At 37.5% G+C, this 21,624-nt stretch carries 22 protein-coding genes; 7 read left to right on the top strand and 15 right to left on the bottom strand.

What is annotated here, in order from left to right; translation table 11 throughout:
- Positions 1–214 precede the first annotated feature (214 nt).
- Positions 215–433, top strand: coding sequence for a hypothetical protein (locus RM549_RS00880; protein ID WP_311679753.1), 219 nt, complete (start codon positions 215–217; stop codon positions 431–433).
- Positions 434–567: 134 nt separating this feature from the next.
- Entirely contained in the window at positions 568–768 is a 201-nt protein-coding gene (locus RM549_RS00875; protein WP_311679751.1) for a hypothetical protein, read from the top strand.
- Between the two features lie 302 nt (positions 769–1,070).
- Here the strand turns inward: RM549_RS00875 and RM549_RS00870 are convergent, their stop codons facing one another.
- From RM549_RS00870 to RM549_RS00840, 7 genes are all read right to left on the bottom strand, one after another.
- Positions 1,071–1,301, bottom strand: coding sequence for a DUF6095 family protein (locus RM549_RS00870; RefSeq protein WP_311679749.1), 231 nt, complete (start codon positions 1,299–1,301; stop codon positions 1,071–1,073).
- A gap of 7 nt (positions 1,302–1,308) precedes the next feature.
- Positions 1,309–2,121, bottom strand: coding sequence for a DUF4249 domain-containing protein (locus RM549_RS00865; RefSeq protein ID WP_311679748.1), 813 nt, complete (start codon positions 2,119–2,121; stop codon positions 1,309–1,311).
- A gap of 1 nt (position 2,122) precedes the next feature.
- On the bottom strand, positions 2,123–4,489 hold the full coding sequence (locus tag RM549_RS00860) for a TonB-dependent receptor (protein ID WP_432264691.1): 2,367 nt from the start codon (positions 4,487–4,489) through the stop codon (positions 2,123–2,125).
- Between the two features lie 67 nt (positions 4,490–4,556).
- Positions 4,557–5,783 (bottom strand): multidrug effflux MFS transporter, encoded by a 1,227-nt coding sequence (locus tag RM549_RS00855; RefSeq protein ID WP_311679744.1) that lies wholly within the window; start codon positions 5,781–5,783, stop codon positions 4,557–4,559.
- Between the two features lie 180 nt (positions 5,784–5,963).
- A complete protein-coding gene (locus RM549_RS00850; protein WP_311679742.1) occupies positions 5,964–6,905 on the bottom strand; it encodes a glycosyltransferase family 2 protein in 942 nt (313 codons plus the stop codon).
- Positions 6,902–7,816, bottom strand: a complete 915-nt coding sequence (locus RM549_RS00845) for a glycosyltransferase family 2 protein (RefSeq protein ID WP_311679740.1) — start codon at positions 7,814–7,816, stop codon at positions 6,902–6,904. The genes RM549_RS00850 and RM549_RS00845 overlap by 4 nt, the downstream gene beginning before the upstream one ends.
- A gap of 149 nt (positions 7,817–7,965) precedes the next feature.
- Positions 7,966–10,191 (bottom strand): NADP-dependent isocitrate dehydrogenase, encoded by a 2,226-nt coding sequence (locus RM549_RS00840; RefSeq protein WP_311679738.1) that lies wholly within the window; start codon positions 10,189–10,191, stop codon positions 7,966–7,968.
- A gap of 243 nt (positions 10,192–10,434) precedes the next feature.
- Between RM549_RS00840 and RM549_RS00835 the strand changes: the two genes are divergently transcribed.
- Positions 10,435–10,566 carry a hypothetical protein gene (locus RM549_RS00835; protein WP_311679736.1) on the top strand — a complete coding sequence of 44 codons (132 nt, stop codon included), beginning with the start codon at positions 10,435–10,437 and terminating at the stop codon, positions 10,564–10,566.
- Between the two features lie 228 nt (positions 10,567–10,794).
- On the opposite strand, the gene rplS is transcribed toward RM549_RS00835, so the two are convergent.
- From rplS to RM549_RS00810, 5 genes are all read right to left on the bottom strand, one after another.
- Complete coding sequence (rplS, locus tag RM549_RS00830) at positions 10,795–11,148, bottom strand: 50S ribosomal protein L19 (protein WP_311679734.1); 354 nt, start codon at positions 11,146–11,148, stop codon at positions 10,795–10,797.
- Between the two features lie 113 nt (positions 11,149–11,261).
- Entirely contained in the window at positions 11,262–11,948 is a 687-nt protein-coding gene (gene trmD, locus RM549_RS00825; RefSeq protein ID WP_311679732.1) for a tRNA (guanosine(37)-N1)-methyltransferase TrmD, read from the bottom strand.
- 56 nt (positions 11,949–12,004) lie between these two features.
- Entirely contained in the window at positions 12,005–12,586 is a 582-nt protein-coding gene (locus RM549_RS00820) for a hypothetical protein (protein ID WP_311679730.1), read from the bottom strand.
- A 138-nt stretch (positions 12,587–12,724) separates the two neighbouring features.
- Complete coding sequence (locus RM549_RS00815; RefSeq protein WP_311679728.1) at positions 12,725–13,816, bottom strand: DUF748 domain-containing protein; 1,092 nt, start codon at positions 13,814–13,816, stop codon at positions 12,725–12,727.
- 209 nt (positions 13,817–14,025) lie between these two features.
- Positions 14,026–15,435: a trypsin-like peptidase domain-containing protein gene (locus tag RM549_RS00810; RefSeq protein ID WP_311679725.1), complete on the bottom strand. Its 1,410-nt coding sequence runs from the start codon at positions 15,433–15,435 to the stop codon at positions 14,026–14,028.
- Positions 15,436–15,572: 137 nt separating this feature from the next.
- Here RM549_RS00810 and dapF point away from each other — a divergent pair, with 137 nt between their 5' ends.
- The 4 genes from dapF (at position 15,573) to RM549_RS00790 (ending at position 18,802) form a co-directional block, all read left to right on the top strand.
- Entirely contained in the window at positions 15,573–16,364 is a 792-nt protein-coding gene (dapF, locus tag RM549_RS00805; RefSeq protein ID WP_311679723.1) for a diaminopimelate epimerase, read from the top strand.
- Complete coding sequence (locus RM549_RS00800) at positions 16,358–16,885, top strand: GNAT family N-acetyltransferase (protein ID WP_311679721.1); 528 nt, start codon at positions 16,358–16,360, stop codon at positions 16,883–16,885. The genes dapF and RM549_RS00800 overlap by 7 nt, the downstream gene beginning before the upstream one ends.
- On the top strand, positions 16,878–17,921 hold the full coding sequence (gene mltG, locus RM549_RS00795; RefSeq protein WP_311679719.1) for an endolytic transglycosylase MltG: 1,044 nt from the start codon (positions 16,878–16,880) through the stop codon (positions 17,919–17,921). The genes RM549_RS00800 and mltG overlap by 8 nt, the downstream gene beginning before the upstream one ends.
- Positions 17,922–18,133: 212 nt before the next feature.
- Complete coding sequence (locus RM549_RS00790) at positions 18,134–18,802, top strand: peptidoglycan-binding protein LysM (RefSeq protein ID WP_311679717.1); 669 nt, start codon at positions 18,134–18,136, stop codon at positions 18,800–18,802.
- Here RM549_RS00790 and RM549_RS00785 read toward each other — a convergent pair.
- From RM549_RS00785 to dnaA, 3 genes are all read right to left on the bottom strand, one after another.
- Positions 18,799–19,530, bottom strand: coding sequence for an SAM-dependent methyltransferase (locus tag RM549_RS00785; protein WP_311679715.1), 732 nt, complete (start codon positions 19,528–19,530; stop codon positions 18,799–18,801). The two genes, RM549_RS00790 and RM549_RS00785, sit on opposite strands and share 4 nt — an antisense overlap.
- A gap of 1 nt (position 19,531) precedes the next feature.
- Positions 19,532–19,993: a low molecular weight protein-tyrosine-phosphatase gene (locus RM549_RS00780; RefSeq protein WP_311679713.1), complete on the bottom strand. Its 462-nt coding sequence runs from the start codon at positions 19,991–19,993 to the stop codon at positions 19,532–19,534.
- A gap of 72 nt (positions 19,994–20,065) precedes the next feature.
- Positions 20,066–21,493: a chromosomal replication initiator protein DnaA gene (dnaA, locus tag RM549_RS00775; protein ID WP_311679711.1), complete on the bottom strand. Its 1,428-nt coding sequence runs from the start codon at positions 21,491–21,493 to the stop codon at positions 20,066–20,068.
- Positions 21,494–21,624: the final 131 nt, after the last annotated feature.

Genomic DNA, 21,624 nt, shown 5'->3' with positions numbered 1-21,624 from the left:
TTTTAAATCCTACAATTTTAATCCCGACCTTTTTATAAAATGAGAAAAATATGGATTAGCATCTGCGCAAGCCTGTTTTTCTTCATGAACCGGGCGCATGATGTTCAACAGAAATTGTTTGAAGCAGGATTTGAGAATGTGCAGGTACAAGAAACGGCAGATACTTTAAAAAATCTTTTTTGAACATAGGGAATTCAGAAATCCTTTTCATAGCATGCAGTATGAGCATCTTTTACTGGATGAGGAAAAAGAAAAATTTATTTCCTGGATTCCGCTTTATCATAATAGCCTGATAGGGAAATATTCAGCAGGCACTTATAATTATAAGAGCCTCAATTTAGAAGAAAAGGCCTTCCATAAAAAGACAAATGATCTGAATGAAGGCTACCGCTTTCACTTCCGGATTCATCCCGAATTCTCTGCAAGGTTTTGATACTACAGTTGTCCTTTCCAAATAAAACTTAATCCTATTATGGATACCAGAATTTATCTGGCGCCGGGGCTAAGTGTGCTAACCGGCATCAGTATTCCTATTGAGAATTCCCTTGATGCCCACAATATGAAACCGTGACTGGCACCAAGTTCGCTGCATTATTTCATAGCCTGTATGTACACCACGCTTTCGTAGCTGTAAGTATGGAGACTTTTTATTATGATCGTTACGGGCTGGATTTTCAGTATAAATATGCTTATAGTGTATACCTGGAAAAAATTGCACCAGAAGATCCCCTTAAAATAGGTTCGCAGTCAGAATTAATATTTTTGTAATAATTGCGTGCTTTTACACTACCGTTTTTCTTAGTCTGCGGCTGATAATCCAACTTTCCTTTATAAAATTGAAAGGAGCTTTTAAAAAATGGAGTTGAAGCATGGTACTAATATGGCAAATATTGACATACGTACCTGTAAGGTTTTCAAAAACTTGTATGTCGGGGGATTGCTCAAAAGTTGATGTTCAAAAATGGCAAATATCGACTTGCAGTTAAAATACCCGCGTGAGGGATAGGAGTGGCTACCGTGTAGCGCGGATAGCCCGGCCCGAAGGGCACGCCAAAATCAGGATTATCCTTTTAATCGAATAAGGCCTTCATTAACGTGGTAATTCCTTTAAAAATAAAGAAAATAGCAGCTGCAGCAACTACTATTCCGCCAATGAGTATCGGAATGTAAAGTGGTTTGTCCTGATTATTAAAAGCGCTGAAAATAACAGAGGGGCCAGCTATTAGTAAAGGCATGGCAACCAGGAGAAATTTTATTCCTTTTGCCAGAACATCCCGGTTAGTGCGTTTTGTGTTGCTCATTTTGTAATTATTCTATAACATAATTGGTTGTATCTACTTCTGACAATCTAAAATATCCCAGGGAATAGTTTTCCTGATTCGTCTGGTTTACAATATTTCCCTTTAAAGTAGCCGGCTTAGTCTCAAAAGGACCACCGGAATTTGTACCTATTTGGGCACGTAATACAAATAAATACTCATAATATGCCCTGGAAATACCAGCCATTTCTATAGATATTTCTTCCCCGGGTTCTAGATCTTCGTCTGAATAGTAGCCGAAAATCTGGTTACCGTTATTGAATTGGTCTTCATAGATTTCAAAGGTAGTTCTTTCATCTTCAAAGGAAAAGAAATAGAAGTTTTCCTCATCTGCAGGATCGGTGTAGTAGGCTTTTACTTCTATTTCGTCCCCTGCAAATCCTCCGCCTGAAGTTTGTTCTACAAAATCTATATCTACAACAGGTACAAGCCTTTCTGTAGCAATATAAAGCTGATCATTATATGCTACACTTAACTGGTATTGCATACCAATAACGGGTTTAAAATCAATAATCTGATAAATTCCGTTTTCGGTATGGTCGAAAACATATATTTCTCCCTGTTCATCTTTTATCTCCACCCGTGCATTTGTAACCGGAGGGACTTCATCCTGGTAATAAGGGGCGGTTGTTGTTAAGCGAATAAATTGTACATTCCCTTGTGTGCCTTTAATCCATTTAATAGAGGCGTCTATTACCAGCCGTGGTTCGCTTTCTTCCAGATCTATTTCTACCACTTCTTCGCAGGAAAAAAGCAAAAATATGACAGGAAGTAAAAATGGTATTTTTAAAATTCTTTTCATTTTAAAATTTAAAATTATATGTGACGGAAGGAATTATCCCGAAGAGGGATAACTTAACAGCCTCATTTCTCTGGGTGTCCAGATTCTCACGGAAGGAAATGGAATAAGCATTTTTTCTATTATAAATATTATATATTCCAAAATTCCATGAAGATTCGTAAGATTTGTTTCCTTTCTTATTGGGGGTAAAAGTTGCTGAAAGATCCATCCTGTGGTAGGACGGCAGGCGATTACTGTTACGGTTGGAATATACTGGCACAGATAGATCCATATATTCATATCTTCCGTTAGGATACGTAGTGGCTAATCCCGTTTGAAAAACAAAGTTGGCGTTAAATTGCCATTTTTTATTTAAATCATAAGAAGTGGTAAGGCTTAAATCATGTGTTTTATCAAAATTCGTGTTGTACCATTCCCCGTTATTTATTCCGGATTCGTTAGGGGTACGTCCGGGAGTTTGCTGTTCTGACCGTGACAGGGTGTAGGCAAACCATCCGGTAAATTTACCGGTATTTTTTTTGAGTAAAACCTCAAGTCCATATGCCCTGGCCCTTCCATTGAGAATGGCGGTTTCTATGGCATTATTGGCAATTAAGTTGGCACCGTTTAAATAATCGATCCGGTTTTGGATTTTCTTGTAAAAGCTTTCTACTTCCAGAGAAAATGCACCATTATCTATGTTCCGGAAATACCCCACAGCTACCTGATCCAGAATTTGAGGCTCGATATAAGGACCACTGGGTGTCCAGACATCTGTTGGGGTAGGGGAGCTGGTGTTCGAAATAAGGTGCAAATACTGTGTCATTCGGTTATAACTACCTTTAACCGACTGATTTCTATTTATTTTATAGGAGATTGAAAATCGGGGTTCGATATTAAGAAAGGATTCTATTATTTTGCTCCGGCTATCACTACGTACTCCTATTGGGGTGGCTTCAGAATAAATATCCTGTGCTTCGTTATATACTACCGGAAGATCATCTTCATAAATATTCAATTCGTCCTGTCCTAAACGCAAAAAACTACTGAGCCGCGCTCCGTATTCCGCAGTAATTTTATCTGAAATATCATGTTCTACAGAAAAATACAAGGCGTTTTCCAGGGCATATTTATTATTAAGTTTAAGATAGTTAATGCCTGAATCTTCACCGGTTGGTATAATTTCACCTGGATTAAAAATGTAGTACGTGCTATGCAGTCCATATTTTAGCTGAAACTGGTCATTAAGATAATGGTTAAAATCATATTTCAGGTTAATATTCTTAATACCACTGTCCCAATTAAACTGTACAAAATTCAGCTTTAAGCCGTAGTAATAATCGCTGTAGATAAGGGATAAATTGCTGAAGAGATTATCAGAATTTAAGCGGTTCCACCGAAGATTAAAAACTGTATTACCATAAGTATTTTCAAAATTTTCACTTATATTAAAGACGTCCCTTCCAAAATATCCGGAAAAGAGTAATTTATTTTTAGCATCAATTCTGTAATTCAGCTTCGTATTAAGGTCATAGAAATAAGCAGAATTTTCATTATCTGTTAATTTCAGAAATAAATGCGCATAAGAACTTCTTCCACCAATAAGGAAAGAACCTTTGTCTTTTACAATAGGACCTTCTGCCAAAAGCCGGCTCGAAATTATACCTATACCACCCTGTGCTTTAAATTCTTTACTGTTACCATCCCGCTGATAGATATCCAGGACTGAAGAAACCCTGCCACCATACTTTGCGGGAATCCCTCCTTTATATAGCTTTAAATCTTTTATTGCATCTGGGTTAAATACAGAAAAGAAACCAAACAAGTGAGAAGAATTAAAGATCGTAGCCTCGTCCAGAAGAATTAAATTTTGATCTGCAGCTCCTCCACGAACATTGAATCCAGATGATCCTTCCCCGGCATTTGAAACCCCGGGAAGTAAGAGTAAAGACTTTACAATATCCACCTCTCCAAAAACAACTGGTAATTTCTGAATGGTATTTATAGAAAGTTTATTTACACTCATTGCCGGACTTTCAATATCTATACGTTCGATATCATCAGAAATGACAACTTCTTCCAGATTTTCAGAAGCTTCGGTCATTTCAAAAGTAACCGATGTATTTTGGTTGAGGTTGATCTGCCTGGAAATAGTTTGATATCCTAAATAAGATATCTGAATGTCATATGTTCCTTCCGGAAGTTTAATTGAAAAGAAGCCATACTCGTTAGTGACCACGCCAGTACTTTCTGAAGGGACCAGGACGTTAACCCCAATAAGTGTTTCATTGCTTGCGGCGTCTGTGATTGTACCGCTAATGACAAATGTTTCCTGGGCACTGGCCAGACAAGAGAAGAAACAGGCGAATAGAAATAGTAGCTTTTGAATTTGCAATTTTTTTTGTAAAGATACATTACAGGGGGCTAATTAAAAAAAGCTTTAGGTTTTGTTGAAGTTAGGTCTCACTTAAAGCAAGCTTTCTTTTTTCCTTTCCTGAAAAGCGAAGTAATAAAATGAAACTAGCCATTAAACAGATTAAGATTATGGTTGCCAGGGGAACTACCCCGGGACTATGGAAAAGGCTGATGGTAAAAGAAGCCAGGGCTCCCAGGATCATCTTTAAACTTCCTATTAATGCTGAAGCCCTTCCGGCCTTTGTAGCAAAAGGCTCCAAGGAGAGTGCGGTAGTATTTGGATTTTGAAATCCAAGTAAGAATAAGATCAGGAACAGCAGACTAACCGTTGCATAGAAGTTGGGCCCCATCAAACCATTAAGTAAAAAAAGACCGGCCAGTACCACCAGAACCACACTATTGAAATAGGTGATTTTAAAAGTAGTGTATTTCTTCAGGAACAGGCGATTGACCTGACTTCCCAGTATTAAACCGGCGGCATTGATGCCAAACAAAATTCCAAATTCTTTTTGAGTGAGATCAAAATTTCCCATAAATAGTTTTGGTGCATCAGAGATATAAGCGAACATGGCACCAATCGTAAAACTTCCTGCCATAGAAAAGCTCCAGAACTTTTCATGGGTGAGAATACCTATATATTTGCTAAGGATGGGTTTTGGTCTAAGCTGTACTTTTTTGTTTGGTACTACACTTTCAGGAAGAAAACTATAAACACTCAGGATCATGAGAAAACTGAAAAGCGCGAGAAAAAGAAATATAGTTTTCCAGCCAAGGCTCTCAATAATAAAGCTACCCACAGTTGGTGCGATAATGGGAGCACCGCCCATAATTAACATCAGGACAGAGATCGCGCCAGCGACCTCATTTACAGGAAAAATATCCCTTACCACGGCCTTTGCTGCAACCATTCCGGCGGCTGCACCAATAGCAAGAAAGAACCGCGAGACAATTAACCATTCCAGGCTGGGAGAGTAAAAACAGCATAGTGCTGCTACAAAATAAATTATAAGTCCAATTAATAAAGGTTTTTTTCTTCCGTATTTATCCATTATTGGTCCGTAAGCTAATTGACCCAGGGAAATTCCTATAAAGTAGCTGGTTAGCGTAAGGCCAACCTTGCCTATAGTGGTATCAAAATCCTCAGCTATTCTTGTGAATCCAGGAAGATAGGCATCTATCGAAAAAGGACCAAGTGCAATAAGGGTTCCTAATACCACAAGAATAATGGATTCCTTTTTTTTATTTCTTCCGTCAGGAGAATTTTTCATTTTGCAAAGCTCGTAAATTGAAGCCTTCTAATAAGCGCGTATTTTTCGTTTAACGTATTCTTAGTATGCTTATACGGATATAATATTTTTAGAAAAGTATTATTTAAAGATCACAAGATAATTAGGAAGAAAAATGAATTTCTGAAAATTTAGAATCAGCTATTATCTTAAAATTTCATTTCAATTCTTAAGTGGAATTTGCTTTACAAAAAGTTTGTCCCTTACCCTGGATTGGAATTTTAAAATTTTATAAAGAAGATCAGGAGTGCGCTGGAGTAGAAAACTCTCATTTTCTGCGATCAATTCAGAATGTTTTTCTTTTAAGGACGAAAACAATGCTGCTTTTGCCTGCCGGACCTGGAAATGGTTTCTGATTCTCAATTTTTTAAATATTGCATCATCAATCAGGTTCCAGCTTTTGATGTAGTTACTTATGCCTATTTTCGTGTTTCTTTGAGTGCTTATGCGATTTCCGCTGCCAGTGCGGTATAAAACATACATCTTAGGGCAAAAAATAATTTCTGAAGAATTAAGAATTACGCGGGTAAAAAATTCTCCATCCTGATTTATTTTTAGCGTGTTGTTCCATTTCCCGGATTTTTCAATTAGAGCGCGGGGTACCAAATATGCATGTACAGGTAAATAAGTAAACCATTTTGCAAAATGGTCAAGAAGTGCTACAGGATTTTTTGTGCTGAAATAAGAAGCCAGGCCCTCATAAATACGAGGATGTTCCCACTGTGGTTTTAGTCCACCCCATTTGCAGGTCGCGAGGCTCAGCGGAGAAGCCTTTTTTAATTTATTTAACTGAACTTCAAATTTGTTTAACCCAAGAATATCATCAGAATCAAGAAACTGTATGTATTCCCCAGAGGATTTTTCGATCCCGATATTCCTGCAGGTACATGCTCCTTTTTCCCTCTCTTCTGGTCTTTCGAAATATTTGAAGCGCTTGTCTTGAAGATAAACCTGAATTACTTCTTTAGTATTGTCATTGGAACCATCGTCTATAACAAGACACTCCCAATTTTCAAAAGTTTGATGCAGTACGGAATCAAGGGTTTCTTTTATAATATGAGCCCTGTTGTACGTCGGGATTATAATAGAAATTATTGGTTTCACAGAAGGGAATTCAATTTTGCCGAAGTTTTCAGGAAAAGATATTCAAACGAAGACATTCTGGAATTAAAAAAGTCCGGATGTTCTTTTATCACAGACGGATTATGTTTTTTCATACGTTTATAAAAATGCAATTTTGCCTGCCTTACAAGAACATGATTTTTTACTCCGGTACAGTGTAAAATAGTTTTTTCATTAAGTGTCCATGCTTTGATGTAACTTGCTATACCTTCTTCGCTTAATAAACCATTTAAGCGATTGCCTGCTCCTGTTTTGTAAATAGCATAGGTTTTAGGAGAAAAGACAATATTTGAGCTTCCAAGAATCATTCTACAGAAAAATTCCCCGTCGTCGCTAAGACTTAATTCTTCATCCCAAATTCCGGCTTTTTTAATAAGTCCTGAAGGCAGAAGGTAAACATGAGGTGGAAAATAAGTAAATTGATTACCAAAGACATCTAATAATTTTCTAGGATTTTTTGAGCTGAAATAAGTTGGCATTTTCTCATAAATCATTGGAAACTCCCAATTGGGTTGCATTCTGCCCCATTTTGAAGTGGCAAGGGAGTTGAGGGGGGCATTCTTTAATAAATTGGTTTGCTCCTCCAATTTGTTTTCAGCAATTAGATCATCAGAGTCTAAAAACTGAATAAATTTTCCTTCTGCTTTTTCCAGTCCCAGGTTACGACATGAAGCTGCCCCTTTTTTCCTGCTTTTTGGCCGCTGGATATATATGAACCTTGAATCCTCAGAAAATTTCGTCTTAAGAAGTTCTTCCGTGCCATCTGTAGAACCGTCATCTACAACTAAGCATTCCCACTTCTGGTGGGTTTGATTCATAACACAATCAATGGTTTCTTCAATCGTGTGGGCCCGGTTAAAAGTTGGAATAATAATAGAAACTTCAGGTTTCATACTGTGTGGTGTGAAATAAATTTAGTTCTCTATTTTATAAGATAAAAATTAAAAAAGGCTGTCCAAATATCCATTTAAAGTCATCATCTAAAATATTGAGGACGATAATTAGAATTTTGAACAACCTCTTTGTAAGGTTTACCGGTATTTTATAAATTCGATAAAATCTGGTTAAGCGTTTCACTAGGTCTCATGGCCTTAGATGTTAGCTCATCGTTTGGTTTATAGTAGCCTCCGATATTTACAGAAGAACCTTGAGCTTCATTTAACTCTTTTACAATTTCATCTTCTTTTATCTCCAGTAATTTTGCTACTTTTTCAAAATATTCTTTCATTTCAGCATCTTTGGCCTGCTTTGCAAGAGCCTGTGCCCAATATAAAGCAAGGTAAAAATGGCTTCCCCTGTTATCCAGTTCATTTACTTTACGGGAAGGAGATTTCCTATTATCCAGGAATTTATCTGTGGCATCATCTAACGCTTCAGATAGAACCAGCGCTTTTTTGTTATCATATTTTTGACCGGCATGTTCCAGTGAAACTGCCAGGGCGAGAAATTCTCCTAAGGAATCCCATCTTAAATGTCCCTCTTCAACAAACTGCTGAACATGTTTAGGGGCAGATCCGCCGGCACCAGTTTCAAATAACCCACCACCATTCATAAGCGGAACAATGGAAAGCATTTTTGCACTTGTTCCCAGTTCCAGGATTGGGAATAAGTCGGTTAAATAATCTCTAAGCACATTTCCGGTTACAGAGATAGTATCTTTACCTTCTTTTACGCGCGAAAGTGTATATTGAGTTGCTTCAACAGGAGACATAATTTTTATATCCAGCCCATCTGTATCATGTTCCGGCAAGTATTTTTGAACCTTGTCTATTAATTGTGCATCATGTGCTCTCTCGTTATCCAGCCAGAATACGGTTGGGTTTCCGGTAGCTTTTGCACGATTTACAGCAAGCTTAACCCAATCTCTTACAGGAGCATCTTTTACCTGACACATTCTCCAGATATCGCCTTCCTCCACATCATGTTCCAAAAGTACTTCTCCTGTATTATTAATTACCTGCACTGTTCCTTTTCCAGGAATTTCAAAGGTTTTATCATGTGAACCATATTCCTCTGCTTTTTGAGCCATTAAACCAACGTTAGGAACTGTTCCCATTGTGGTTGGATCAAAAGCACCATTCTTTTTACAAAAATCTATGGTAGCCCGGTAAACTCCTGCATAACTACTGTCTGGAATAACAGCTTTTGTATCCTGCTGCTTTCCTTCAGCATTCCACATTTGGCCGGATGTTCTAATCATAGCGGGCATAGATGCATCAATTATCACATCACTTGGTACGTGCAGATTGGTAATTCCTTTATCAGAATTAACCATTGCCAGATCTGGCCCGTCTTTAATATCAGATTGAATATCAGATTCAATTTGCTGTTTTTTGTCTGCAGGAAGTTTGTCCAATGCGCTTAAAATATCTCCTAAACCACTATTAGGATTGGCACCGGCTTCTTTAAGATCTTCACTGTATTTCTGAAAAACATCCTGGAAATATACTTTCACTGCATGTCCAAAAATGATAGGATCAGACACTTTCATCATGGTTGCTTTCATATGCAGCGAAAAAAGGACATTCTTGTCCTTGGCATCCTGAACCTGTTTTCTTAAAAAAGCAACAAGGGCTTTCTTGCTCATTACAGCGGCATCAATTATTTCACCGGTTAGCAAATAAACATCCTCTTTAAGTATTTTTTTCTCGCCGGAATCGGATGTAAACTCTATAGATACACCTCCTTCTTTGGAAATAGTTACAGACTTTTCAGTGTGTCTAAAATCACCAGAATCCATTGTAGAAACATGGGTTTTGGAGTCTGAACTCCATTCACCCATGGAATGCGGGTTCTTTTTAGCAAAATTTTTAACAGCTTTTGGAGCGCGTCTGTCAGAATTTCCTTCCCTTAAAACAGGATTTACGGCACTACCTTTTACTTTATCATACTTTGTCCTGGTCTTTTTCTCTTCTTCTGAAGAAGGTTCATCAGGATAGTTGGGGATTTCAAATCCATTTTCCTGCAGTTCCTTTATAGCTGCTTTTAGCTGAGGAATAGAGGCACTAATGTTTGGAAGCTTTATAATATTGGCTTCCGGTTTTTTTGCAAGTTCACCAAGTTCTGCAAGGGCATCAGAAACTTTTTGGTCTTCTTTTAAATATTCAGGAAACTGGGAAAGGATCCTTCCTGCCAAAGATATGTCTTTGGTTTCAAGATCGATGTTTGCTGTTTTTGTAAATTTTTGCACAATTGGTAAGAAAGAATAAGTGGCCAGTGCAGGGGCCTCATCAGTTTTTGTATAAATAATTTTGGTTTGTTGTGCCATTTTTATGTGTTTTTTTATAATATGATTATTTAGCAAACGCCCTGGTTTTAGCCAGAGCGTCCTCAACCCCTGCAATATAACATATTTAAGGCTTTTTTCATAGCCTGTAAAGACTAAAAGCTTCCTAAAAATTACAGCAAATAAAAAAGCCACTTCATCTTAGTAACTAAAATGAAATGGCTTCTACTGAAATAATTCCTTATCACCCGGAATCTTATTCCATGGGAGCTTAAAGCTCTTGAGGTGGAAATTATTTCAACCGGAATATTTTTTAGCCTGGAAGCTGATAGTATTCCGGAATGGGTTTTTATCTTTCAAACTGTTTTTGACAAAGCAAAAAATGAACGTTATATAGAAGATAAAAACCGGATGTAAAGATTTTTCTTCCTTACACAGAATTTCAGCAATCGTAGAAAATCCTTGTGTCATTTCTCAAGGGCTAAATTCTTTACTTAAAGATAGCAAAAGTAATCAGGTTAAGGAAGAATTTTAGCTTTTTGTTAACTAATTTGTTTTCAATGGTTTATGAACATAGTAAGTTAACATTTGTTCATAAAAAAAGCCTCCGATATTTCGGAGGCTTTGCAAATTTGTAAGAGAGAATTATTTTCTCTTCTGTTCTTTAATACGAGCTTTTTTACCGGTAAGTTCTCTAAAGTAATAGATTCTTGCTCGTCTAACCTTACCTCTTTTATTTAATTCAATTTTTTGAATTGCAGGTAAATTTAGAGGGAAAATACGCTCAACACCAACAGTACCACTCATCTTTCTGATGGTAAAAGTCTGAGATGCCCCAGTTCCTCTTTTTTGGATTACAACTCCTCTAAAGAACTGAGTACGGGTTTTTTGCCCTTCCTTAATTTCGTAAAATACTGTAATAGTGTCCCCGGCTGAAAACTCGGGTAAATCTTTTTTTGCAACGAATTCGTCCTGAACGTACTTAATTAACGATTCCATGTTTCTGTGTTTAAAATATTTTCCTGAAATAACATTCACGGTTTTCGCCAGAGGTTATTTTAGAATGAGTGCAAAAGTAAATATTTTATTTTAAATACAAGTTCTGCATTTCATTATTTTTCATCCTCTTCAAGCAAATCCGGACGTAGGTTCCTGGTGCGCAGATAAGCCTGTTCTTCCCGCCACTCTTCAATTTTTGGAAAATTACCTGATGTTAATATTTCCGGGACCTGCCAACCTTTATATTCAGAAGGTCTTGTATAAACCGGCGGAGCCAGTAAATTATCCTGAAAAGAGTCGGTTAAAGCAGAGGTTTCATTACCCAAAACGCCGGGAATAAGCCTGATTACAGCATCACATAAGACAGCTGCTCCCAGTTCGCCACCGGATAGCACATAATCCCCTATAGAAATTTCCTTTGTAATAAAATGGTCACGTACTCTTTGGTCAACACCTTTATAATGTCCACAAAGGATGATAATATTTTCAAGCAAGGAAATTTTGTTTGCCAGCTTTTGATGCAGCCTTTCCCCATCCGGGGTCATATAAATAACCTCGTCATAATCTCTTTCAGATTTTAACCGGGAGATACATTTATCTATAGGTTCCACCATCATTACCATCCCGGCGCCTCCACCAAATTGATAATCATCAATTTGCTTGTAATTGTCCGTCACATAATCACGCAGGTTATGAAGATGGATCTCCACGTGTCCTTTTTCTATCGCTCGTTTTAAAATAGAGGCTTCAAATGGACTTTTTAGAATATCCGGAACCACTGTAATTATGTCAATACGCATAGCAATTGCTGTTTTCTGAAGCAAAAATGAGAATTATTAGCAGACTTAGATATATACTAAGTATTGGATTTATTCCGCTCGTCCTGTAAAAGCCTTCCCAGGCGTTGTTCTTTTTCCAATGCTTTGGCGCGATAAGCATCAAATTCCCTTTCGGTTTCATCTAGTTTTTTACGGGCTTCTTTTGTAGTGGCATGGGAGCTTTTATATTTATAGATGAATAGTAAAAGGGCAAGAACAAGAAGTCCTACAACACTCCACATTACCGTTTTATAACCTCCTTTACTAAAAGGTATACCTAAAAAGGTGATGGCGTCTTTTTCATTATTTACTTTTTCCAGGTCAGCTTCAGTATCTTCAAGTTGCGTCTCAAATTCTTCCAGTTCCTGGTTTTGTCTGTCTATGGTATTTTGCTGAATCGTGATTTCATTCTTTAGCTCGTTAATATATTCTGAAGTGGTGTTCCTCAGTTCTATCAGCCTGTCATATTCCACGACTTTGTATCCCTGATAATTATTCGAAGTTTCAATGAGTTCATCAAATTCTGCTCGAATTGGCTGATTATTTTGAAGACTGTCCTGAGCTTTTACCTGCGTAAAAAGTACAGTTAAAAACAAAAAGGTAATAATTGTTCTGTTCATCCTTTAGAGGTTTCATTTTTTGGTTCTATCACACAACGTATCCTCAAAAAAGTTATTGCCGATAAAATTAACTGAGCGCAAATTTCCTGAAAAAGAATGGATTTTCAATAAAGTGCAATTCTTTAAATCTCAATTTTTTTATTGTTCTTCTAATGCGTCTTCAAATTCAATGTTCTCATCCACACTTCCTTTATAGGCTTCAATCCAGGCATTTTTGAAGATGTTAAGTACAGTCGGTAGAATACCGGTGTCCACATCATTAAGGTTTCCTTCCAATGGAGCGCGTGTGGCCAATGTATCGGTTCCCTGATTTTTTAGTATAAATTTTAAAACACCTACAAATCCTTCCCACATTTCTTCTAAAAACCCTCCTTCTTCTTCCTCTGATATTATTTTCGTATTGATTAGCATTGGCTTAAGGTAGCCTTTTAAATATCCATCGGCAATGGCCACTTCGCTGTACAATTCAAATATTCCTTCTTCAAAATCCACGCCTGCATAACGCCTGGCCAGGTCGTTTAAGGCAGTAATACGTGCTTTTTCGAGGTTAAACTCCATATCCATATCTGGTATTTCCTGCAGGAGATTTAGATCCCCGTGTATTGTAACGTTCCCATCGCCAAAAGAGACAGCAGTAGCCTGCACGTGTGACGGCAAAGCTTTTTCTTCATTTATTACATTACTGAGATTAGTGGCTCGTAATTCAATTTTCTCAAGAAACAAACTAATTTTCGGATTGGCAGAAAGTTCAACAAGACCTGCCTTTCCATTAGTTACAGTCAGCCTATTAATGTCTATAGGTACCAAATCTGTTAAAGCTTTGGTCCAGTCTTCTGTTTTTGGGTCGGCTGCAGAATCCTGTTGTTGTTGGTTTTTAAAGATGTAATTGAATTTTGGGGAATGTAGGTCTATTTCACTTACAATTTTTCCTTTTAGCAGTGACTTCCAGTCAATAGAAATGTCAGTTTTCTCGAAATCCAACATCGGAGTGTCAGTTTCTGAAGTTTCTTTTTTCAGGATTAATCCATTGATAACATAAGCACCCCGCCATAAGGCTACATCAATATCTTCAACATGTCCTGTATAACCTGGGATATTATCCAAAGTTCTGTTTACAGAATTCTTTAAAAAATGAGGTAAAAGTATACGTCCAATAATCAGGAGAATAACTATTACTGCCGGTATGATATACCTTTTTCTGAACAAGCTATTTTTCTTCTGTTTATCCATAAGATTTGAGAAATTTAAATAATCCTTAAGAGGCTGTCCCAAAATTAAAATACATAAGTTTTCGGAATTATTAAATGAAGATTTTTTATAAAAATATCTTCTCAAACTAATCAGGAGTTTTATAAATTTCAACAGGTGTGAAAAATAGAGTGCAAAAAAAGCTGCCTCAAATTAATGGGACAGCTTCTCTTTGTTGATAAATAAAAGGTTTATCTCCAGACTACCCTTTGTTTTTCACCATTTTCATCAATAAATGTAACAACAATAGGATCTGAGCTTCTTTTTCCTTCAATTACTCTTTCCACATCCTGAATGTTGCGGACTTTTTCATTGTTAATTTCGGTAATAATATTTCCAGCCAGTTCCTCTGCAGGAAGATCGTTCCTTAGGATCTGGTTTATTTTTACTCCATATTCTGTATTGTAACTACGCAGCTCCTCTTTAGAGGCATTGGCTACTTCAAGTCCAATAGATTTTATGGTATAAGCTTCATACTTGGTAAGAATTACTTTCACTTCGCGCTCACGACCATCTCTTAAAAGAGTTACTGAAACTTCATCATTAGGATGTTTAGAATTTATATATCCTGTTAAGTCAGAAAATTTATTGATCTGGATATTGTCAATTTTTCTGATAATGTCGTTCTCTCTGATTCCTGCATTTTCAGCTCCGCTACCAGGGCTTACATCTGCAACATAAACTCCCTGTGTTGCTTCCAGGTTTAATTCTTTAACCACCTGTGGTGTTAGGCTTCCTCCTCTTATCCCCAGGATGCCTTGTTGTACATGGCCAAATTCCATAATATCTTCAACAATTTTTCGTGCATTATTGGATGGAACAGCAAAGGCGTAACCTACGTAACTTCCGGTCTTAGAAGTAATCGCAGTGTTAATACCTATTAATTCACCATTGATGTTTACCAAAGCCCCACCGCTGTTTCCGGGGTTAATTGCAGCATCTGTCTGGATAAAAGATTGCGGGATAATATCTGCAGTGTTAAGATCCCTGGCTTTTGCGCTAACAATCCCTGCAGTTACAGTAGACTTTAAATTAAAAGGATTTCCTACTGCGAGGACCCATTCTCCTAATCTTACGTTGTTGGAATTTCCAAATGGTATATAATTAAGACCTTCGGCATCCACTTTTAAAAGAGCAATATCTGATGCTTTATCGGTTCCTACTACTTCAGCCGTGTAAGTCTTGTTGTTGTTTAAAGTCACTTCCAGTTCACTTGCACCTTCAATAACATGATTATTAGTTACAATATAACCATCCGGAGTGATAATAACTCCAGAACCTGCTCCCTGTACAGCTTTGCCTTCGCTATTACTCCTGCCTCCATAGTAAAATTCAAAAGGATTTCTTGTTCCTTTAAAAACCGCTACGTTTTTAACATGCACAACAGCATGTACCGTATTTTCTGCGGCCTCGGTAAAGTCAGCATTGGTTCCGTAATTTCTTTCTGTGTAATTTGCAGGAATAAAATCACTGCGTTCTTCTGTAGAAGGAAGGGGTAAGCTGGACGAAATTTGTTCTTCTTCAAGAAATAATTTGTAACTACCTAAGGTAAATACTCCTCCTAAAACAGAAACGATGAGTAAAGTTGCTAATTTTTTCATATTTCTGATAATGTATTTATTAATTAAACGATTAAAATTAAAATTTTAGTATTCTAGGTTTTCGGCTTTAACGACCCTTTAACACCACAAAAATCTTAAGCTTTATTGTATATTTGTGCCGTTTTTAAACCAGAATAATGAAGATCCAGTTTTATAAATATCAGGGCACCGGTAATGATTTTGTGATGATTGATAATCGTCAGGAATTACTTTCCAAAAAGGATACCAAAATTGTTAAGCGGCTATGCGACCGTAAATTTGGCATAGGAGCTGACGGTTTAATTCTTTTGGAAAACCCTGATGCAGAAGGAGATGATTTTAAAATGTTATATTTTAATTCCGACGGGAATGAGAGCAGCATGTGTGGAAATGGTGGAAGGTGCCTGGTTGCTTTTGCAAAATTTCTGGGGGTTATAGAAGATGAAGCGGTTTTTACTGCAGTGGATGGTCCTCATAAAGCTACAGTAAGTGATGGAATGGTAAGTTTGCAGATGCAAAATGTAGAGGAAATCAGGAAATTTGGAAATGTATGTTTTTTAAATACCGGCTCACCGCACCATGTCGTTTTCACCAAAAATGTTAAAGATCTTAAAGTAAAGGAAGAAGGTGCTGCAATTAGGTATTCAGACGTTTATATGAACAATGGCGGGACAAATGTAAATTTTGTTGAAGCTGAAGAAAATGATACATTTTTAGTTCGTACTTATGAGCGTGGGGTAGAGGACGAAACTTTATCATGTGGTACCGGAGTTACTGCTGTGGCCATAGCTGCAAATGCGTCCGGTAGAACCAATGGAAATACCATAAGATTAATTGTGCCAGGAGGAGAACTTTCTGTTTCTTTTGAAAAGAAAGAGGAAGGGCAGTATGAGAATATCTGGCTAACAGGTCCGGCAGAACAGGTTTTTAAAGGTGAAATTGAATGTTAACACTGGAAGGGGATAAAGTCTATTTACGAGCCCTGGAGCCCGAGGACCTGGATTTTGTTCATGAGTTGGAAAATACAGAAGAATTTTGGGAGGTCAGTTCCACTCAGGTTCCTTATTCCCGCTTTATGATTAAAAAATACCTGGAAAACGCACATCGGGATATTTACGACTACAGGCAATTACGGCTTGTAATTTGCAACAGAGCGCATAAGGCTATAGGTCTTATTGATGTTTTCGATTTGGAACCAAAAGATCGCAGGGCAGCAATAGGTATTCTTATTTCTGAAACTGTGGAGCGCGGAAAGGGTTATGGAGCAGAAAGTCTTTCTTTAATATGTAACTATTGCTTTAAACACCTTGCATTGCACCAGGTTTATGCAAATATTACCGATGGTAATCTGGTCAGTCTTAAGCTTTTTGAGAAAAAAGGGTTTAGGAAAGTAGGTGTAAAAAAAGAATGGAATTTTCTTAACGGAAGCTTTAGAGATGAAGTTATGTACCAACTTATAAATAATGTCTAAAAAGCGCATACTATTAATTATAGCCGTAGTGGTCTTACTGGCACTTTCTGCTGTAGGTTACTTTGCTTACACAAGTGTTTTTAATGCAAACACAGCTTTTTCTGAAGAGCAGAGAGTTGTATATATTCCTACTGGAACAGATTATAATACGGTTATGGATAGTCTACAGCCTTTGCTGAAGGATGTGCAATCCTTTAAGATGGTAGCCGAAAAAAAAGGATATTCCTCCAATATCCGGCCCGGTCGTTATATTCTGAAAAAGGATATGAACAATAATGAAATTGTGAATGTACTACGCAGTGGGAATACGCCTGTAAAAGTACGGTTTAACAATCAGGAGCGGCTGGAAAATCTGGCAGGAAGGGTTTCGAAACAAATTGAAGCAGATAGTGTAGAATTGCTTAAGGCTATGAAGGATCAGCAGTTTTTAGCTGAAAATAATATAAGTGAAAGAGAAGTACTTGCCTTATATATTCCAAATCAATATGAATTTTACTGGAACACTTCGGCTGAAGAATTCAGACAAAGAATGCAACAGGAGTATAACAGGTTCTGGACAGAAGAACGTCTGAATAAAGCCGAAGCAATTAACCTTACACCAACAGAGGTTATGATCCTTGCATCTATAGTACAAAAAGAAACGGCAAAAGTAGACGAACGTCCCAAAGTGGCAGGAGTTTATATGAATCGGTATAAAAACGGATGGAAACTTGATGCAGATCCTACGGTAATTTATGCAATTAAGGACGAAAGTCAGAAATTTGACACGATCATAAAACGTGTTCTCTACAAAGATCTAAAACTGGATTCTCCTTATAATACTTATTTATATAAGGAACTTCCTCCAGGCCCCATTACTATGCCTGATATTTCTTCCATAGATGCTGTCCTTAATTATGAGGATCATGATTATTTTTATTTTGTAGCAAATGTGGAAAATTTTGGTTATCACAAATTTGCAGAAACATTGGCACAACATAACAGGAATAAACAGGAATATATCCGGTGGATTAACAAGCAGGGCATTAGACGATAAACCTGTTTTTTAACGATTTTCTTTAACACACCTATAAGTTCTTATACGCTCCAATACTATATGTTTGTTAAACTCTCGCCTTTATTAGTTTTGTCTTAACTACTTGTGTATCAAATTAGTAAAAAAAGTTGTACATTTGCACCGCAAAATTGAAGGGGGTAAAACGGACTAATTTTAGTCCAAAGCCGTTAACTCTTCAGAAACAAAATGTTATGCAAAAAAGAAAGAAAATCGCGAGAATTTCAATTTTACCGGCAATTGCGGGTACTATGTTTTTCAGTTTTTCTACCAAGGATGCAGCCAAGCTGGACCTGGAGAGTTTTTCCACTGCAAACCTGGAACTGGATTATACAGTTGAGCCTTTGCTGGAAGACCCGGCCTTTGAAGAGGTTCATCTGGCAAACCTGCCAAAATTAGGCAAATCTTATCTGGGCTTTAGAGAAGCTTTAGGTTTTAAAGAATCCCGAAGCAACTACAAAGCCGTTAACGAATTTGGTTACATGGGAAAATATCAATTTGGGAAAGGAACCTTGGAACTTATTGGTATTTATAATACACAGGAATTTATAAATTCCCCGGCACTTCAGGAAGCTGCTTTTTACGCAAACTCTTCCAGGAATAAATGGATTTTGATCCGTGACATTAAAAGATTTGAAGGGAAAACTATTAATGGTGTTGAGGTAACAGAATCTGGAATTCTTGCGGCTGCCCATCTGGCCGGCCCCGGGAGTGTAAAGAAATATCTTAGAAGCTGGGGAGCGCACGCTTTTAGTGATGCCTTTGGTACAAGTATTAAAAATTATATGAAGAAATTCGGTGGATATGATACTTCTTTTATTCTACCGGAAAAAAGAGCAAAGGCAATTTTACCGACTGCTTAAAAATCTTTCTGAATAATAAATATGGTGGGCCTTTTATGAAGGTCCACTTTTGTTTTTGACCAATCCTCAATAGTTTTGGTAATAATATATTCAGATTGAAGCGTGAGATCACAAGCGATACAAAGTCTCGTCCCGGGATGCAGGTTTTGCTGCATGTCTTCCAGCAGTTTATTATTCCGGTAAGGAGTTTCAATAAAAATTTGTGCCTGATTCCTTTCTGCAGAAATCCTTTCCAGGTTCTTAAGCTCGTGTTTGCGTTCCTTTTTATCAATGGGCAAGTATCCGTGAAAGGTAAACCCTTGCCCGTTCATGCCGCTTCCCATTAATGCAAGTAGAATAGAAGACGGACCAACCAGCGGAATCACCTGTATATTTTCCTGATGGGCCAGTTTTACAATTTCAGCTCCTGGATCTGCTACTCCGGGGCAACCAGCCTCACTCATTAATCCTACGTTCTTACCTTCTTTACATGCTTTAAGGAAGGTTGGCAATGCAGCAACTTCTGTAAATTTATTAAGTAAGTGCAGCTTCAATGACTGTTGATTCTTACCGGCAACTATCTTTTTGATTGCCCTTCTTGCCGTCTTTTCATTTTCGACAATATATTCGTCAGTTTCTTCAATGATCTTCTTAATATGAAGAGGTAGAACCTCCAGGGGATTAGAATCTCCTAAAGTTATAGGGATCATATAAAGTTTTCCCTGATATTTAAATGAAGAATCTGGCATATTATTTTAAATCCAGGCGCAGTGCAATAGATTCACAAGCTTCCTCGAGCATTTGATATACATTTTCGAAGCCTTCGTCGCCTCCATGGTAAGGATCAGGTACGTCTACGTTTTCTCCGGGAAAGATTTCATTAAGGATGAGTTGTACTTTTTCCTCGTCGTCTTTGTTTTCAGTAAGAGAAAGAATATCCCGATAATTGGCATTATCCATCACGAATATATGATCAAATTCTTCAAAATTTGAAACATCAAACTGCCTGCATTTTTGACCTGTGATATCAATATCATATTTCCTTCCTACGGCAATAGATCGTTTATCTGGTGCGCCACCTACATGATAACTTCCTGTCCCCGCAGAGTCAATAAAAACCTTCTCAGGGTCTGTTTTAGCTTTTAAAATTCCTTCAGCAAGTGGTGATCTGCAAATATTTCCCAGGCAAACCATTAAAATTTTGGTTTTCATTTTTTTCTTTTCTTTTTCAGATCTCTTCAAAAACGGAAAGAATCCGGTGCGCTTCCAGAATTCAAGAAGAGCTTAAATTGTGAGTTTTTTATTTAAATCTTCTACAAACTTTTTAAACTGCTTATCGGTCGCTGCGAGGTTATCTACCGTTTTGCAGGCGTGAAGTACAGTTGCATGGTCTCTGCTGCCAATTTGAGAACCTATACTGGCGAGAGAGGCTTTGGTAAACTTTTTGGCAAAGAACATGGCAATTTGCCTTGCCTGTACAATATGTCTTTTCCGCGTCTTCGATTGTAAAGTATCTACGTCCATCTGGAAATAATCACTCACTACTTTCTGGATATAATCGATCGAGACTTCGCGTTTGGTATTCTTCACGTAATTGTCGACGATCTTTTTTGCAAGATCAAGCGTAATATCTTTCTTGTTAAAAGAGGAGTGGGCGATAAGTGAAATAATTGCACCTTCCAGTTCCCGAATGTTTGTTTTAATATTATTAGCCAGGAACTCTACGATATCTTCAGGCATTTCTACCCCGTCGCGATACAGTTTGTTTTTTATAATGGAAACCCTGGTTTCGAAATCAGGATTTTGAAGTTCTGCGGAAAGTCCCCACTTAAATCGTGATAAAAGTCGTTGTTCAATATCCTGCATATCCACAGGCGCTTTATCACTGGTGAGGATCACCTGCTTACCATTTTGGTGCAGATGGTTGAAGATGTGAAAAAATACATCCTGGGTGCCTGCTTTTCCTGAGAGCAACTGGATGTCATCCACGATTAGTACATCTATAATCTGGTAGAAATGAATAAAATCGTTTCTGTTATTCTTTTTAACCGATTCTATGTACTGCTGCGTAAACTTTTCTGCGGAAATGTACAATACGGTTTTTTCCGGGTATTTATCCTTTATTTCAACCCCAATAGCGTGGGCAAGGTGTGTTTTTCCCAGTCCAACGCCTCCAAAGATCAAAAGCGGATTAAAAGAAGTGCCTCCCGGTTTATTGGCCACGGCCATTCCGGCAGAACGGGCCAGCCTGTTGGAATCCCCTTCAAGAAAATTGTCGAAACTATAGCTCGGGTTAAGCTGAGATTCGATTTTTACATTTCTTATTCCGGGAATTATGAAAGGATTTTTAAGTTCGGGGTTCCTGTTTTTAATAGGAACATCAACCTCCTGCGAAGTCATTTGGCTTCTCTGGCTGCTGGGAATCTTTTCGGTAAAAGGCAATTTGTTACCATAGGTATTTTCCATCTTGATAACATATACCAGTTTTGCTTTTTCACCCAATTCCCGTGTAAGCGAAACTTTTAGTAATTTCACGTAATGTTCTTCCAGCCATTCATAGAAAAATTTGGAAGGTACCTGAATGCTAAGAGCACAATCGGTAAGTTTTACAGCTTGTATCGGTTCAAACCAGGTTTTATAAGCCTGAGGTGTAATGTTATCCTTGATAAAAGCTAGACAGCTATTCCAAACTGATTGCGCAGTTTCCGACATGCTTATTTTGACTTATTAATAGGTTAGTAGAATGTTCAAATTCGTGGTACAGAGAAGTGTCACTTTCCGTACTTAGGCAGAACAAATATGTGAACAAATTATCTGAAAAAAAAATCCTTTTGATGTTGAAT

The organism is Autumnicola patrickiae (genome assembly GCF_031846525.1).
Classification (GTDB): domain Bacteria; phylum Bacteroidota; class Bacteroidia; order Flavobacteriales; family Flavobacteriaceae; genus Autumnicola; species Autumnicola patrickiae.
The sequence above is the reverse complement of the archived record's forward strand: the minus strand, read 5'-3'. Positions and strand labels throughout refer to the sequence as shown.

What these genes read in the sequence shown, in the direction of transcription:
- RM549_RS00880 (WP_311679753.1), top strand. Translation starts at nt 215, where the DNA reads ATGCAGTATGAGCATCTTTTACTGGATGAGGAAAAAGAAAAATTTATT.
- RM549_RS00870 (WP_311679749.1), bottom strand. Translation starts at nt 1,301, where the DNA reads ATGAGCAACACAAAACGCACTAACCGGGATGTTCTGGCAAAAGGAATA.
- RM549_RS00865 (WP_311679748.1), bottom strand. Translation starts at nt 2,121, where the DNA reads ATGAAAAGAATTTTAAAAATACCATTTTTACTTCCTGTCATATTTTTG.
- RM549_RS00855 (WP_311679744.1), bottom strand. Translation starts at nt 5,783, where the DNA reads ATGAAAAATTCTCCTGACGGAAGAAATAAAAAAAAGGAATCCATTATT.
- RM549_RS00845 (WP_311679740.1), bottom strand. Translation starts at nt 7,816, where the DNA reads ATGAAACCTGAAGTTTCTATTATTATTCCAACTTTTAACCGGGCCCAC.
- RM549_RS00840 (WP_311679738.1), bottom strand. Translation starts at nt 10,191, where the DNA reads ATGGCACAACAAACCAAAATTATTTATACAAAAACTGATGAGGCCCCT.
- rplS (WP_311679734.1), bottom strand. Translation starts at nt 11,148, where the DNA reads ATGGAATCGTTAATTAAGTACGTTCAGGACGAATTCGTTGCAAAAAAA.
- trmD (WP_311679732.1), bottom strand. Translation starts at nt 11,948, where the DNA reads ATGCGTATTGACATAATTACAGTGGTTCCGGATATTCTAAAAAGTCCA.
- RM549_RS00820 (WP_311679730.1), bottom strand. Translation starts at nt 12,586, where the DNA reads ATGAACAGAACAATTATTACCTTTTTGTTTTTAACTGTACTTTTTACG.
- RM549_RS00815 (WP_311679728.1), bottom strand. Translation starts at nt 13,816, where the DNA reads ATGGATAAACAGAAGAAAAATAGCTTGTTCAGAAAAAGGTATATCATA.
- RM549_RS00810 (WP_311679725.1), bottom strand. Translation starts at nt 15,435, where the DNA reads ATGAAAAAATTAGCAACTTTACTCATCGTTTCTGTTTTAGGAGGAGTA.
- dapF (WP_311679723.1), top strand. Translation starts at nt 15,573, where the DNA reads ATGAAGATCCAGTTTTATAAATATCAGGGCACCGGTAATGATTTTGTG.
- RM549_RS00800 (WP_311679721.1), top strand. Translation starts at nt 16,358, where the DNA reads ATGTTAACACTGGAAGGGGATAAAGTCTATTTACGAGCCCTGGAGCCC.
- mltG (WP_311679719.1), top strand. Translation starts at nt 16,878, where the DNA reads ATGTCTAAAAAGCGCATACTATTAATTATAGCCGTAGTGGTCTTACTG.
- RM549_RS00790 (WP_311679717.1), top strand. Translation starts at nt 18,134, where the DNA reads ATGCAAAAAAGAAAGAAAATCGCGAGAATTTCAATTTTACCGGCAATT.
- RM549_RS00785 (WP_311679715.1), bottom strand. Translation starts at nt 19,530, where the DNA reads ATGCCAGATTCTTCATTTAAATATCAGGGAAAACTTTATATGATCCCT.
- RM549_RS00780 (WP_311679713.1), bottom strand. Translation starts at nt 19,993, where the DNA reads ATGAAAACCAAAATTTTAATGGTTTGCCTGGGAAATATTTGCAGATCA.
- dnaA (WP_311679711.1), bottom strand. Translation starts at nt 21,493, where the DNA reads ATGTCGGAAACTGCGCAATCAGTTTGGAATAGCTGTCTAGCTTTTATC.